The organism is Sporosarcina sp. E16_8, assembly GCF_017347095.1.
Classification (GTDB): domain Bacteria; phylum Bacillota; class Bacilli; order Bacillales_A; family Planococcaceae; genus Sporosarcina.
The window spans coordinates 37,452-52,806 of sequence record NZ_JADPRZ010000022.1 but is presented as its reverse complement, the minus strand read 5'-3'; the positions used below and the strand labels follow the sequence as shown (position 1 = coordinate 52,806).

The 15,355-nt window shown below is 39.8% G+C and carries 9 protein-coding genes and 1 pseudogene; 9 read left to right on the top strand and 1 reads right to left on the bottom strand.

The features are described from left to right. From I2484_RS13260 to I2484_RS21530, 5 genes and pseudogenes are all read left to right on the top strand, one after another. Window positions 1-831 (top strand): IS3 family transposase (locus tag I2484_RS13260; protein ID WP_207151518.1); only part of this gene is annotated, 831 nt, incomplete at its 5' end. Between the two features lie 253 nt (window positions 832-1,084). Continuing rightward, window positions 1,085-2,443 carry an arsenic transporter gene (locus tag I2484_RS13255; RefSeq protein WP_207151517.1) on the top strand — a complete coding sequence of 453 codons (1,359 nt, stop codon included), beginning with the start codon at window positions 1,085-1,087 and terminating at the stop codon, window positions 2,441-2,443. A gap of 702 nt (window positions 2,444-3,145) precedes the next feature. Beyond that, a complete protein-coding gene (lepA, locus tag I2484_RS13250) occupies window positions 3,146-4,969 on the top strand; it encodes a translation elongation factor 4 (protein WP_207151516.1) in 1,824 nt (607 codons plus the stop codon). A gap of 1,125 nt (window positions 4,970-6,094) precedes the next feature. Further along, window positions 6,095-7,927, top strand: a complete 1,833-nt coding sequence (locus tag I2484_RS13245) for a hypothetical protein (protein ID WP_207151515.1) — start codon at window positions 6,095-6,097, stop codon at window positions 7,925-7,927. Between the two features lie 93 nt (window positions 7,928-8,020). Next, window positions 8,021-8,125: pseudogene (locus I2484_RS21530) on the top strand (GNAT family N-acetyltransferase); the annotation flags it as partial. Between the two features lie 622 nt (window positions 8,126-8,747). Here I2484_RS21530 and norA read toward each other — a convergent pair. Then, window positions 8,748-9,911, bottom strand: a complete 1,164-nt coding sequence (gene norA / locus I2484_RS13240; protein ID WP_207151514.1) for a multidrug efflux MFS transporter NorA — start codon at window positions 9,909-9,911, stop codon at window positions 8,748-8,750. Between the two features lie 436 nt (window positions 9,912-10,347). Here norA and hemW point away from each other — a divergent pair, with 436 nt between their 5' ends. The 4 genes from hemW to dnaK all read left to right on the top strand — a co-directional run bounded on the left by hemW (window position 10,348) and on the right by dnaK (window position 15,053). Beyond that, complete coding sequence (hemW, locus tag I2484_RS13235; protein WP_207151513.1) at window positions 10,348-11,481, top strand: radical SAM family heme chaperone HemW; 1,134 nt, start codon at window positions 10,348-10,350, stop codon at window positions 11,479-11,481. Between the two features lie 95 nt (window positions 11,482-11,576). Beyond that, the gene (hrcA, locus tag I2484_RS13230) at window positions 11,577-12,626 is read left to right on the top strand and encodes a heat-inducible transcriptional repressor HrcA (RefSeq protein ID WP_207151512.1); all 1,050 of its coding nucleotides are present in this window, start codon (window positions 11,577-11,579) and stop codon (window positions 12,624-12,626) included. Continuing rightward, on the top strand, window positions 12,626-13,201 hold the full coding sequence (gene grpE / locus I2484_RS13225; RefSeq protein WP_207151511.1) for a nucleotide exchange factor GrpE: 576 nt from the start codon (window positions 12,626-12,628) through the stop codon (window positions 13,199-13,201). The genes hrcA and grpE overlap by 1 nt, the downstream gene beginning before the upstream one ends. A 34-nt stretch (window positions 13,202-13,235) precedes the next feature. Then, on the top strand, window positions 13,236-15,053 hold the full coding sequence (gene dnaK, locus I2484_RS13220) for a molecular chaperone DnaK (RefSeq protein WP_207151510.1): 1,818 nt from the start codon (window positions 13,236-13,238) through the stop codon (window positions 15,051-15,053). Window positions 15,054-15,355 lie beyond the last annotated feature (302 nt).

Genomic DNA, 15,355 nt, shown 5'->3' with positions numbered 1-15,355 from the left:
TCAGCAATGTGTAAAGTCCTGAAAATAGCACGTAGCACTTTCTATTACGACACTGAAGTATCCGCTCAAAAAGAACAAGAAAAACGGGAAGAAGAACGCTTATTAAAAGAACTAATCACTAAGGTTTTCAATAATAACCGACGCGTTTATGGAACTCGGAAACTAAAAATAGAACTAGATAAAGGGAAGGAAGGCTTTACAATCTCCAGACGTCGAATTGGAAGATTGATGGGCGAACTTGGACTTCAATCAAAATACGCCAAACCTTCCTATAAACCAATGGCGACAAGGCCAAATGAAGAATCCGTTCGAAACATTTTAAATCGAGAATTCAAAGTGGACAAAGAGATGTCCGTGTTAGTAAGCGACTTAACATACGTGAAAGTAGGATACCGCTGGAGTTACGTATGTTTCTTAATTGATTTATACAATCGTGAAATTGTCGGGTGGAGCGTCGGAGCACAAAAAGACGCTGCTCTAGTTCAACGTGCTTTCGATTCTGTTAAATCCCCATTAGGAAATGTGAACTTATTTCATACAGATCGCGGTTCTGAATTTAAAAATGTTGGGATCGATGAATTATTAAGTGGATACAAAATTAAAAGATCACTTAGCCATAAAGGGAATCCTTATGATAATGCGGTGGCAGAGGCAACATTTAAGATATTAAAAACAGAATTGATCAACGGAGCGCACTATCAAACCCTTAACCAGCTGTCTCTTGAACTTTTCGATTATGTCAATTGGTACAATAATATCCGTACGCACAGTACATTGGGCTACCTAAGTCCGGTTGCTTATAAAAAGTCAGCCCTTAATAAGATTGTTTGATTTAGTGTTGACATACCAAGTCCCCTAAGGAGCTAGAATTCTTTTATTAATATTTTTAGTGAACATGAAGGCGATGATTCGAATGGGTGTCCATTTATAAGGGAGGGGAAATTATGCAGTTTGAAAAGATATACATTTAATTAGGGTTGGACATACACCTTGTTCCTATTCGATTGAGGTGAATATACATACAAGGAAACGGACAAACAATAAGAGGATAGTATTCTATTGAAAAGAAGGGATATGTATATGTATGAGTTTTCAAATTGTAATCACCGGTTTGGTGTTCCTAACGACCATGTTAGTCATATTTTGGAGACCTAGAGGAATGAATGAGGCGTGGCCCGCGTCGATTGGTGCGGCAATAATTATATTAACAGGTATTGTTTCACGAGCAGATATTGTGGATATTATCGATAAAATTGGTGGCGCATCCATCACAATTATTGCAACGATTGTAATGGCTGTTATATTAGAGAGTTTCGGTTTTTTTCATTGGGCAGCTGGACTGCTCGCGAAATTATCAAAGGGTTCAGGTCACCGACTGTATTGGAATATCCAGTTGTTATGTTTTTTGATGACGCTCTTGTTTAATAATGATGGCAGTATCTTAATTACGACCCCTATATTAATTCTATTACTCAAAAACCTTCAATTAAAACCCCATCAACAAATACCCTATCTGTTAAGCGGAGCACTCATTGCAACCGCTTCAAGTGCACCAATAGGAGTAAGTAATATTGTTAATTTGATCGCCTTGGAAATTATTAATATGTCGCTTTGGATGCATACGGCTATGATGTTTGTCCCAGCAACAATAGGTTTATTATTTATGTCAGGCTTGATGTATTTAATTCTAAAAAATAGACTTCCTAAAAAATTACCCAGTTCTGCAAATGATATTGAAGAAGTATTTTTCAGTAAAAATTTCCACCCCTTAAAAACGAAAATTTCGGTTGAAACAAAACAAAAACGTACTAAATTCATGATGAAGATTCTATTATTTGTCTTTATAATGCGTTGCCTACTTTTTGTTGCATCTTTTGCTAACATCCCAATTGAAATTGTAGCCGTACTCGGATCGGCAGCTTTGCTTTTGTGGAGATGGTATCACTTACGTACTAACCCTGTGGATATCCTAAAGAAGACTCCTTGGCATATTCTGATTTTTGCTTTCTCTATGTATGTCATTATATATGGCTTGCATAATGTGGGACTAACAGCTCTATTAGTAGAATTGTGTGAACCAATTGTGAATCAGGGATTATTTCAAGCTAGTTTTATTATGGGAGGATTAGTTTCAATACTGTCCAACATTTTTAATAACCACCCCGCTTTAATGATTGGGACGATTACCCTAACTGAAATGGGGCTAGATCCAATTACATTAAAGACCATCTATCTCGCGAATATAATAGGGAGTGACATGGGATCTTTGCTGTTACCAATTGGAACACTTGCCTCTCTTCTGTGGATGCATATCCTAAGAAAAAATAAAATAAAAGTTACTTGGAAGGATTATTTAAGCGTAACGTTGATTGTTATTCCCATAACAACCATCGTAACGTTGACTTTGTTATATTTTTGGGTACAATTGGTTTTTGCCAATTAAGATCACTAGAGAATAATCTATATGAACTGTGGGAGGGAATATTTAGATGAAAATATTTCCTGCTACTATAGATTATAAAAAGAAAATGTAAATTGGATGCAATAACCAACTTTAATAAGCCACAACTTAACTCTCGGGAAAACTCCGGAAATGAATAAAGAACCCAGCGTTAATTACGTCTTATTCCCTACCATTAAGAATCATAAAAATAGTTAGGGGATTTCAGAGGTGATTAATAAGGATCCTTTTGTTAAAAGTTTCAGCGCTTATACATCTAGTAGGGTAGCAGTACTATTTGAACGTCAACTGATTATTTTGCCGAAGCGGCTCACAGAATAGGAATAAACAGGTTTAGATTTGACCTAACCATTATTTCTTTTGTGAAGTCGTTCTTTGTATGTATATGTTGCAATAGGAAGAAAAGGGACCAAATAATCCGCAATAGCTAAAATTTACCGACTAATGACGGTAATACTTGATTAGTTTTAGAAAAAAATCCATTCATCGTTGTGTAAAGTGAATTAGTGGTAAAATAATGCCTGATTTGATGCCATAAGTTATATAGGATAGTATGAAACAGTACAAAATAGATCAAGTTGAATTATTATAAAGCCTGTTATATAAAGGTTTTAACACAAATATATAACAAGATGGACGGATATCTGCTATAATTCATATAGCTAAAATAGGAGTGAACTGACTATGAATCATGAACAGAGAGCAGCACGTCAAAAGAATATCCGGAACTTTTCCATCATCGCTCATATCGATCACGGGAAATCAACATTGGCGGATCGTATTCTAGAACAAACCCAAACGTTAACAGCAAGAGAAATGAAGACACAAACGTTGGATTCGATGGATCTTGAAAGAGAACGCGGAATCACAATTAAATTGAATGCGGTGCAGTTGACGTATGCAGCTAAAGACGGGCAGGAATACACATTCCACCTGATCGATACGCCAGGACACGTCGACTTTACATACGAAGTGTCACGAAGCCTTGCAGCTTGTGAAGGTGCAATCCTTGTTGTAGATGCAGCGCAGGGAATTGAAGCGCAAACACTGGCAAACGTTTACTTGGCAATTGATAATGAGCTTGAAATTTTACCAGTTATCAATAAAATTGATTTACCTGCAGCAGATCCTGAACGTGTGAGAAAAGAAATTGAAGATGTTATTGGACTCGATGCTTCAGAAGCGGTCCTTGCATCTGCAAAAGCAGGTATCGGGATCGTAGATATTTTGGAACAGATTGTAGAAAAGGTCCCTGCTCCACAAGGGGATCCGGATGCTCCGCTCCAAGCGCTAATTTTCGACTCGCATTATGACGCGTACAAAGGGGTTATTGTTAATATCCGCATTATGCAAGGTACAGTTAAGCCAGGCGATAAGATTCATATGATGGCAACTGGTAAAGATTTTGAAGTTCTTGAAACGGGTGTCTTTACACCAAAAATTTCGCCTCGTGATGAATTGACTGTAGGAGACGTAGGCTATTTATCCGCTTCGATTAAGAATGTTGGAGATACTCGAGTAGGGGACACGATTACAAGCGTGAAAAATCCTGCGAGCGAACCGCTTACTGGTTATCGTCGGATGAATCCAATGGTGTTCTGCGGACTATATCCAATCGATACATCGAAATATAATGACCTGCGTGATGCACTTGAGAAATTAGAGTTGAATGACTCTGCACTTGAATACGAGGCGGAAACGTCACAAGCCCTTGGTTTCGGTTATCGATGTGGTTTCCTAGGCTTATTGCATATGGAAATAATCCAGGAACGTATTGAACGTGAATTCAATATCGACCTGATCACAACAGCTCCAAGTGTTATTTACAATGTCGTTCTAACTGATGGTTCTGAAATGAAAGTGGACAACCCTGCAATGATGCCGGATGCGCAAAAAGTCGATTATGTTGAAGAGCCATATGTAAAAGCATCTATTATGGTACCTAACGAATATGTCGGTTCTGTTATGGAACTGTGCCAACATAAACGCGGGAACTTTATGACAATGGATTACCTGGATTCAACACGCGTCAATATCATTTATGAACTGCCACTTGCAGAAATCGTCTATGACTTCTTTGATCAATTGAAATCAGGTACGAAAGGGTATGCATCACTTGACTATGAACTGATTGGCTACAAACAATCGAAACTCGTCAAAATGGACATCCTCTTAAACGGCGAACACGTCGATGCATTCAGTTTCATCGTGCACAAAGACTTTTCATATGATCGCGGAAAAGCAATCGTTGAAAAGTTACGTAAACTAATCCCAAGACAACAGTTTGAAGTGCCGGTACAGGCAGCTATCGGACAAAAAATTGTCGCACGTTCGACAATCAAGTCAATGGGTAAAAACGTACTTGCTAAATGTTACGGTGGAGATATCTCCCGTAAACGTAAACTTCTTGATAAACAAAAAGAAGGTAAAAAGCGTATGAAACAAGTAGGATCAGTCGAAGTGCCTCAAGAAGCATTTATGGCTGTATTGAAGATGGACGAGGATTAAAGGCTGTAGGTATAGCATTATAAAGTTGGTTGAATTTGTGGGAATGGTCGTTTGCCATCCCCTTGCCATCCTTTAAAAAGATTGGGATGGCAAGTTATTCAATATCACGCATGGCTTGTTCGACATCATCAACCGATTCATTTTGCATCTTTTGCGTTAAGTGCGAATAAGTATCGATGGTTATTGTGGATCTACTATTGCCAAGCCTCTCCTACATTCTTTCACGCTTACATGATCTGATTCAGTCTAATGGACACCGTATTTTAGCTTATTTTTCATAAGCCATATGCGGTGTTTTTTTTAATATATTCATTAAGTTTTGACTAATCTGGTTGTCTCTTTCCGAAGAAGCGGTCATTGTTGAATTTAAAACCCCAAACACTTTCTTTGTTAATCATTGTTTGTTCAACCCGTAGCATTCCTCTTTCCAAATCAATATGTTTCCATTGCAACCCACAAACTTCACTTACCCTCAATTCAGCATGTAGCCCTATGAAGAGGGGAGATGTAAGTGAATGTCCTTCAATTCAGTATTCACTAATTTCTCTCAAGTTTTCCATTGGAGGTATCATTAGATCCTTCTCAGTCGTCTTTCTTACGACATACTTCGGCATAATGATATATTGTACATACGATTCTCTTTGAGATAGCCCCATGGATGTACAACATGTTTTAAGGCGTTTGAAGTACAAGGCATCACCACTTACACGATGACCGAGGACGACAAAGGTGAAAAGATCCACGTAAATAATGATATAGTTGAAGTTCAAAAAGTAAGAAAGCACCGGACGAGATACTTAAAAGTCATGAAATAAAAAAACTCACTTTCTAAGCGGTAACTTAGAGAGTGAGCGAAAAGTTGGGGGTAGCCCAACATTATATCCTTAAAAACCAGATTTTAGAAGTGGATGCAGTTTCCTCAGTGAAGCAGTACCTGTACCAAATGGTGCACCCTGTAAGATGCCTTCCCGGACCTCGTTATCCCTTAAAGGTAAGGGAAGGCGAATTTGTACCCCTCCTGTATAATCCGAAGAGTGGGATAAATTGTTCCTATACAATACAAAACAAACAAGTGATGGAATGTATCTTTTGAAAATATATAGATAGAATTGGAGAGATTTTATTTTGACTTATTTTGAAACAGCTACAGAGTCACGTGAAGTATTCGATGAACAATTTGAAAACGGTCTTTCACCGTTACATGCACGTCATGAACAAGCTGGTATTTTTAAATCACGTTTAAACGAAACTGGATTTTTTGCTTTGACCCTACAACGTATCGGTCATCAATTAACTTTCCTAACAGCTCTATACGAAAAAACTACTGATAAGGGAACCAAATCCGGCGTCCTTCAAGAGATTGAAGACATCATTAATGGTGAAACTGTTTCTGGTGTGGGATCATATGTTGGAACTAAAGCTTATACTTTCACTACTCTAGCGCCTACTATCACTGGCTATACTACAAACACAAGCGGTGTTTCAGGTTCGAAAGAAATAATCAATGGAGTATCTACAAGCAATAAGTACTTTTCAACTCCAACAGTTTCAGATGGTGTTATTGAACCTACACTAGATAACTACTCAAAAGATCTTGGTTATATTGATGGTGGATTTGAAACAGATCCGGGATTTGGTCTTATTTTAGTCGGATATACTAACATCTTAACTAATTCAACTTTACTATCTTCCCTAGCCCCTACAGTTCAAACTCATTTAGAAGAAGGGGCTAAGATCATGTTCCAAAAACTCGCAATTTATTATGCTCAAAATCCTAAATTTACCGAGAAGAATCAAGCTACTTCTGACTTTGATTTTAAACATACTACTATCGCTCGTTTAGCAGAGAACTATGGTTCTCCTGACTTACAAATCTTCGATACTGGTATTGCTACAGACCTTTCTACAACTCATGGTTTCAAAGCGGGTACTGGTGTATTAAATACGATCTACACTCACTTAGCTTCACTGGCATATTATCTAGCGGTTGGTCTTGGAAAATCAAAGTCTCAAATCAAGACTATTGAAACATCTGAACTGTTAAGTGGGATTTCTGTAAACTCGCCATTACGCACTGGTCAATTGAATCAATACTTCGAACAATTCCCTGACTATCTTAACAAAATCGGGAATCCAACAACTTTCAATTCGATCGCCGGTCTTGCTATTGGGGTTGGTGGTGTAAGTCAAACGTTCGCTCTTATTTCTTCTCAAATATCTGCGGCTCGTCTTACTGAACTTGGTGTTTCTTCTGTTTCTCAGTTGAACTCTTCAAGTACTATCGATGGTAATACTTATTACTCTCAAGATCATATGAGAGGTTTCGTAGGATCAAGTGGTTACGATCCATACGTGTCTATGGCATTAGTATGGATGTCGCATGCATCCGGAGCCGAAACGGTAACTGATCGATATGCTACGGCCTCTCAATTAAGTGGAACTGCTTTCACAATTGCTAAACAGCTTGGCCATGAGTATCGTCGTAAGTTAACTAACAAAACACTTAACAATCCTATCGCAATGCATCATGCGTCTAAGTCTGGTGACGGTTTAGCATTAACAGCTTATCTAGGTCAGTTCCAAAACTACATCAAGACTGCAAGTGCAACAGAAACCCATGGAGTTTATCCAGCGTTTGTTGATTTTGTCGATAGAGTTAATTCAGATAATCCAGAGCCAACTGGTTTCTTATACTCATTCGCTTCTAATGGTGATGTTGATTTATTCGAAGAGATTAATGGACGTGTAATTGCAACTGGTGAATTCCAAAACTTAAATAACTCACCTCCTGATATTACTGCAGTTCGAGGTTATATCCGGATTTCTCCTAAAACATCCCATCGAGGCATTCATGGTTTAGCTGGATTACTAGAAAGAGGAATCACATCAAATGGTAAGAGTGTTTATTGCGGAGATCTTATTTCAAACAATCCATCTAATGGTAAGGTGGTCCGCTAAGCTGAGCGGTTTCAATGAAATCGCAAAATCCTTAAAAGTACAAAGCCTGGATGGTTTGAGACTGACTAACAAAGCGGACGTCTTTATGAGAATGAAAAGATTGGACTTCATGTTTTTGGTCATAACAAAACTGAGCGGGGATTATACGGAAAGTTGGGCTACGAAATTACAAATATAACGATGGAAAGGTCAATTTAAAGAAGTTAAGATAGTAAACTAATATGACATTCAAAGCAAAAGAGATCGATCCACAGATTCAATTGTGGATCGATCTCTTATTTATTGAGTTAAGACGCAGTCACCTTTTTTAGTAGTATTCACATAGTTCGCTTTTCTTTAACGAAATAAACGAGAGTTAGAAATAAAAAACTTGCTTGCACTAGATGGTTCGTCCAATCATTGCGCGTACTCGTCCATATACTACGTAGAAGGCTGGCCAGCTTTAAAGAACAACAAAGGGGGGATAGAATATGTGTTTTGAAAATCAAAATCGAAATCGAAATCGGCGGGTAGAGTTGATTTGTGAATGTCGTGAAGTAAGGTCTGATCGTGATAATAGAAATCATTGTGACCGTGACCGCGAAGATAGGTTGAAGTGTCACTGTAAAGAATCTCGTCGCAGACGTTGTAATTTTGGCTGGTAAACGTAGTAGAGATTAAAAGATGAAATAAAGAAAATCCTGATGCGAAAAAAATTTTTAACGAAAAAGGTGACCATTCCATGCGGAACAGTCACCTTTTTCGTATACTTTTCACTAGAGAAATGCACTTTACTTTATTACTGGGGGATGAAGAACCCCCCTCTGATTGAAGATTAACTTTATAACGTTATATGCTTCGGCTTCTTCCAAAACAGTGCAATAATCGTACCGACTGCTAATACGATTGCGGCAAAATAGTAGGGGTAGTTTAAGTCAATATCGAATAACACACCACCGATGATTGGGCCGAAAATGTTACCAATACTTGTGAAAGTTGAGTTCATGCCGCCAATAAAGCCTTGTTCATTGCCCGCAATTTTAGATAAATAGGATGTGATGGCTGGACGAATTAGATCGAATCCAACAAACAGGAAGAACGTTGTCAGTAATATTGTGAAGTATGAGCTTACGAAGGTCATCAATAGGACGAGAATCGCTGATAGGGCTAAGCTGTAGCGAATAAGATTGATTTCGCCAATGCTTTTTGATAAGCGATCAAATAGTAATAGTTGTGCAAGTGCTCCGACAATTCCGCTACCCGTAATGACGATGGCGATATCTTTTGGCGTGAAGCCGAATTTATGGTCGACGAATAAGCTGAAAAACGATTCGAACGCTGCGAGACCAAACGACAACACGAATATTAAGATGAATGCAATGGCATACATCGGGATGAAAAGACGACGAAACCCTGTTTTTTGCCCTGGGATAGGCGCATCTTCGGTCGCTCGTTCGGGTTCTGTTAATAGAATAATAGACAGAATCGCTGCTAGCGCACCGAGTACACCCGCTGAATAAAAGGGTACACGTGTACCAATTTCAGCTAGAAACCCACCAATCCCCGGGCCGATAATAAAGCCTGTGCTTATAGCGGCAGACATATAGCCAATTGCCTTAGGTCTTGTGGCGTTCGTTGTAATATCTGCTATAAAGGCTGTAACAGCAGGCATAATAAATGCTGCACTGACCCCGCCGAGCATGCGTGAGATAAATAATACCTCAACTGTTTTACCAAATCCGAATAAAAACTCTGAGAAACCGAATACAAATAGACCAAGCACAATCATAATTTTACGACCGTATTTGTCAGCCCATCGCCCAGCAAATGGTGAGACGATAAGTTGTGTAATTGCAAATGCTGCCATCATATAGCCGACGACCGTACCGTTAATATTTAGCTCGTTCATGATCGTAGGGAGGACGGGAATAACAAGCCCGATACCAAGAAAGGCAATAAATAAATTCAGTAATAAGATGGCTAATGTAACTTTATGATTTTTCATAAACAGAACTCCTCTACATTTAAGTTTTTATAAACCACTTCTTTCGTTAGATTTGACAACGATTACGATAGTTACTACTTTATTTCGCTTTTTTCCGCTCAGATTACCCTTTGCTTTCTAAAATTCGAAAGTATCATTTTGGCAGGATAAAACGATTCAATCATCACTCGGAGTTGTTTCGACACTAACCATAAGAATGGAGTAGTCTTGTACAGGATTTAAGCTTTGTGCGATACATCATAATGCTGTATGATACAAGTTAGTACATCCAATTAGCAAGAATTATTTATTGTTGCCTTGGAGATGGACGAGGGTTAATTAATAAATGAAGAAGGGGGCGTCGAGCCCTCTTTTTTCCATGTATAGACTCTAACGCCTAGTAGTTCGGGGTCATAGGCCCTGAATAAGGCGTTAACTAAAGGAAGGAAGTGACGGTATGAGGGGTATGTATATCCACATTCCGTTTTGCCATCAAATTTGTCATTACTGTGATTTTAATAAAGTGTTTTTCAAAAATCAGCCTGTCGATGAATATATCGAATCAATGGGTCAGGAATTGGCAATCATGCGGCAGGAAGGTATTTCATTCAAAGAAGTGGAAACGGTTTTCTTAGGAGGCGGCACTCCAACTTCATTGTCTGAAAAACAGCTCGAACGGTTGCTTGAGATTATCCATGAATATGTAGATGTAGGTTCATTAAAAGAGTTTTCGACGGAAGCAAATCCGGACGAGCTAACATACGGCAAATTGATTGTCCTGAAAAATGGCGGTGTGGATCGATTGAGCATCGGTGTTCAGTCATTCGACGCGGACTTATTGAAAAAGATTGGTAGGACTCATGGTCCAGACGACGCTGCACGTGTTGTTGGAGAAGCGAGAAAAGCAGGATTCGATAATATAAGTATTGATTTGATTTACGGGTTGCCGGGGCAAACAATTGCACAATGGCAGGATACTCTTGATAAAGCACTTTCCCTCAATCTTCCCCATTATTCAGGGTACTCGCTTATTGTTGAGCCAAAAACGGTCTTTTATAATTTGATGAATAAAGGCAAGTTGCCGCTCCCGGGTGAAGACATCGAAACGGAAATGTTTACGATGTTGATTGACCAGATGGAAAGTAAAGGCCGTATGCGTTACGAAATTAGTAATTTTGCAACTCCAGGTCATGAATCAATCCATAATCTCATCTATTGGGAAAATGCGACGTACGCTGGTATTGGTGCAGGTGCCCATGGCTATGTAGATGGTATCCGATATTCGAACATCGGACCTATAGCGAAATATATGGAGAAGACGGCATTGGGTGAACGTCCAGTCCAACAGACACATGTAGTTACGGCAATCGAAGCCATGGAAGAGGAAATGTTTCTTGGACTTCGCAAATCAAATGGCGTATCCGTCTCTTTATTCCAAGAGAAGTTCGGACAGTCGCTTGAAGATGTTTACGGGGAAACGTTGCACTCGCTTATTAAAGATGGACTTGTCGAGCGATTGGATGATGCGGTTAAGCTAACGCATCGTGGTGTTTATAGAGGAAACGATGTATTTCAGCAATTTCTTAAATAATCCTGAGTCAATTCGTTGACACTTCGATCTGCATTTGTTAAATTATCAGTAGTATTAGCACTCGTAGTTATAGAGTGCTAACAGGAGTGATGACTATGTTGACGAACAGACAATTGCTTATCTTGCAACTGACGGTTGACGATTTCATCGAATCCGCACAACCTGTCGGATCGAGGCAGCTATCCCAAAAGCCGGAAGCACCATTTAGTCCTGCGACAATACGGAACGAAATGGCTGACCTAGAAGAGATGGGTTATCTTGAAAAAACCCACACTTCATCCGGCAGAATACCATCTGAAAAAGGGTACAGGTTTTATGTAGATAATTTATTAACAAAAGAAAAGTTGAACACGGAAGACAGCATTCACCTGCGCTCGGTTTTTCGGGAGAAAATTGTGGAGACTGAAGAGTTAATACGAAAGTCAGCAACAATTTTGTCCGATTTGACGAATTACACGTCGATTCTACTCGGGCCCGATACATCATTGCATGCAGTGAAACGTTTTTCAATCGTTCCATTAGATGAGAAGACGGCTGTCGCTATTATTGTCACTGACAATGGACGTGTTGAGAATAGGCTCTTCAATGTACCGGAAGGCTTCAACGCTTCAGATATCGAAAAAATGGTAAACATCCTGAACGAGCGGCTCATTGGTACTCCGCTTGTCCAAATTCAGAAGATACTTGCTGAGGAGACGAAAACGGTGTTAGAACGTCATATTCATCATGCAGGCGACTTGCTCGCTTCATTCCAACGGGCGATTTCAATCGAACCACAGGAAAGGCTGTTTTTTGGCGGCAAAATGAATATGATGAAGCAACCTGAATTCAATGATATCCATAAGATGAAAACATTTTTTGAATTGATGGACAAGGGTGCACCAGCAATGACGTTTTTTCAGGAAGGTATGACAGGTATACATGTCCGCATCGGTTCTGAAAATAATCACAATGCGATGGAAGATTGTAGTGTGATTACAGCGACATATTCAGCCGGCGACAATATGACGGGTTCCATCGCGATCATCGGACCAAAACGGATGGATTATGCAAGAGTCATCACCATGCTTGATTTAATGAGCAGTGATTTGTCCAGAGAATTGGCGAGGCTGACAATCGGCGGAACAGCAGGGAGGAACGACTAATGACAACTGTAAACGATGAATTTAAAGAGAACGAAGAAGTAGTAATGGAAACGCCCGAACAGACAGACGAAATAATCGAATCAGGCGAAAATACTGAGGAAATTGAAATCGTTGAAAATGGAGAAGACACTCTTGTGCAAGAATTAACTGACAAGCTACAAGAAGAAGAGAGCAAACGGTTTAGACTTCTAGCAGATTATGAAAACTTCAAGAGACGGGCTTCGCTTGATAAAGAAGCGTTGCAGAAGTATCGTGCGCAGAACATCGTGACGAATCTAATACCGGTTCTTGACAACTTTGCACGGGCACTTACTGTGGAAGCAAAAACTGAAGAGGCGCAAACAATGATGACGGGATTAGATATGATTTACCGTACTTTCGTTCAAGCCCTTGAAGATGAAGGTCTAGTTGAAATCCAAGCGCTGGATCAGGAGTTTGATCCGAATTTCCATCAGGCAATTATGACGGGTTCAGACGAAGATAAACCAACAGGCATCGTTCTTGAACAAATGCAAGCTGGTTATATGTTGAAAGATCGTGTACTTCGACCTGCAATGGTTAAAGTAAACGAATAAAAAATGTAGCATTTATAATAGGAGGAAATAGATTATGAGTAAAATTATTGGTATTGACTTAGGAACAACAAACTCGGTAGTAGCAGTTTATGAAGGCGGAGAGCCAAAAGTTATTCCGAATCCAGAAGGTAACCGTACAACTCCATCCGTTGTTGCATTCAAAAATGGCGAACGTCAAGTTGGAGAAGTAGCAAAACGCCAATCAATCACAAACCCAAACACAATCATGTCTGTAAAACGACATATGGGAACAGATTTTAAAGTAAAAGCCGAAGACACTGAATATACACCTCAAGAAGTTTCGGCAATGATCCTTCAGTATTTGAAGGGCTATGCAGAAGAGTACCTTGGCGAAAAAGTAACGAAAGCAGTTATTACAGTTCCTGCTTACTTCAGCGATGCACAGCGTCAAGCGACACAAGATGCTGGTAGAATTGCGGGCCTTGAAGTAGAACGTATTATCAACGAGCCAACTGCAGCTGCACTTGCATACGGCCTTGATAAAACGGATGAAGATGAAACGATTCTTGTTTATGACCTTGGTGGCGGTACGTTCGACGTATCAATCCTAGAACTTGGCGACGGTGTATTCCAAGTTAAATCAACTGCGGGCGATAACAAACTTGGCGGAGACGATTTTGACGATGTTATCATCGACTTCCTTGTTCAAGAATTCAAAAAAGATAACGGCGTTGATTTGTCGAAAGATAAAATGGCAATGCAACGTTTGAAAGATGCTGCTGAAAAAGCGAAAAAAGATCTTTCAGGCGTAACAACTTCACAAATCTCATTGCCGTTCATTACAGCTGGCGATGCAGGTCCACTTCACTTGGAAATCTCACTTTCACGTGCGAAATTCGATGAATTGACTGCTCACCTTGTTGAACGTTCAATGGTACCGACTCGTCAGGCAATGAAAGATGCCGGCCTAACTGCATCTCAGATTGACAAAGTAATTCTTGTTGGTGGATCGACTCGTATTCCAGCAGTCCAAGAAGCAATCAAGAAAGAAACGGGTAAAGAGCCATATAAAGGCGTTAATCCGGATGAAGTAGTTGCACTTGGTGCAGCTGTTCAAGGATCAATCTTAAGCGGAGACGTTACAGACGTAGTTCTTCTGGACGTAACACCTCTTTCACTTGGTATTGAAACAATGGGTAACGTGTTCACTAAACTAATCGAACGTAATACGACAATCCCGACTAGCAAATCACAAGTATTCTCAACAGCGGCGGATAGCCAGCCAGCGGTTGATATTCATGTATTGCAAGGGGAGCGTCCAATGTCTGCGGACAACAAAACGCTTGGTCGTTTCCAATTGACGGACATTCCGCCAGCACCACGAGGCGTTCCACAAATCGAAGTAACATTCGATATTGATAAAAACGGTATTGTTACAGTTAAAGCGAAAGATCTTGGAACACAAAAAGAACATAATATTACAATCCAAGCAAGCTCAGGTCTAACGGACGAAGAAATCGAGCGCATGGTGAAAGATGCTGAAGCAAATGCTGAAGCTGACCAAAAGCGTAAAGAAGAAGCCGACTTGAAAAACGAAGCGGACCAACTTGTATTCATGGCTGAAAAGACATTGAAAGATCTTGAAGGAAAAGTTTCAGAAGAAGAAGTGAAAAGTGTCGAAGAAGCAAAAGAAGAGTTGAAAACTGCGCTCGAGGCAGCTGATTTTGACGAAATCCGTACTAAAAAAGACAAATTGAATGAAATCATCCAACAAATGACTATGAAAATGTATGAACAAGCAGCAGCTGAAGGCGCTGAAAACGAAGGCGAGCCTAAAGACGACGGTGTAGTCGATGCTGAATTTGAAGAAGTAGACGACGAGAAAAAGTAAACGAGATAATGTAAATAAGAATGATCGTTGACGGAAAAGTCAAAGTCCGATATCCCGGCTTTGGCTTTTCCGATTTTTATTAGGCGATCTAGACTTCAGCGTCTAGCCGCTAGGCCGACACGAAGTGGGGAGGGATTGAACTGCATCCCCGCTTATTGCGACAGGACGTCGCGATTTCAGACTGCCCTCCTTGAACTTCAGTCTTGATAATCAAGGGGGGAAATGCCTTTATCTACTAGTCTTTCAGCACTTGTCGGAGCAGATCAGGCGCTTACGTTTTTCAGATTTTAATGATACAATAG

Excerpts from the sequence above, each read along its gene's own strand:
- I2484_RS13255 (WP_207151517.1), top strand. The coding sequence starts at position 1,085 with ATGAGTTTTCAAATTGTAATCACCGGTTTGGTGTTCCTAACGACCATG.
- lepA (WP_207151516.1), top strand. The coding sequence starts at position 3,146 with ATGAATCATGAACAGAGAGCAGCACGTCAAAAGAATATCCGGAACTTT.
- norA (WP_207151514.1), bottom strand. The coding sequence starts at position 9,911 with ATGAAAAATCATAAAGTTACATTAGCCATCTTATTACTGAATTTATTT.
- hemW (WP_207151513.1), top strand. The coding sequence starts at position 10,348 with ATGAGGGGTATGTATATCCACATTCCGTTTTGCCATCAAATTTGTCAT.
- hrcA (WP_207151512.1), top strand. The coding sequence starts at position 11,577 with ATGTTGACGAACAGACAATTGCTTATCTTGCAACTGACGGTTGACGAT.
- grpE (WP_207151511.1), top strand. The coding sequence starts at position 12,626 with ATGACAACTGTAAACGATGAATTTAAAGAGAACGAAGAAGTAGTAATG.
- dnaK (WP_207151510.1), top strand. The coding sequence starts at position 13,236 with ATGAGTAAAATTATTGGTATTGACTTAGGAACAACAAACTCGGTAGTA.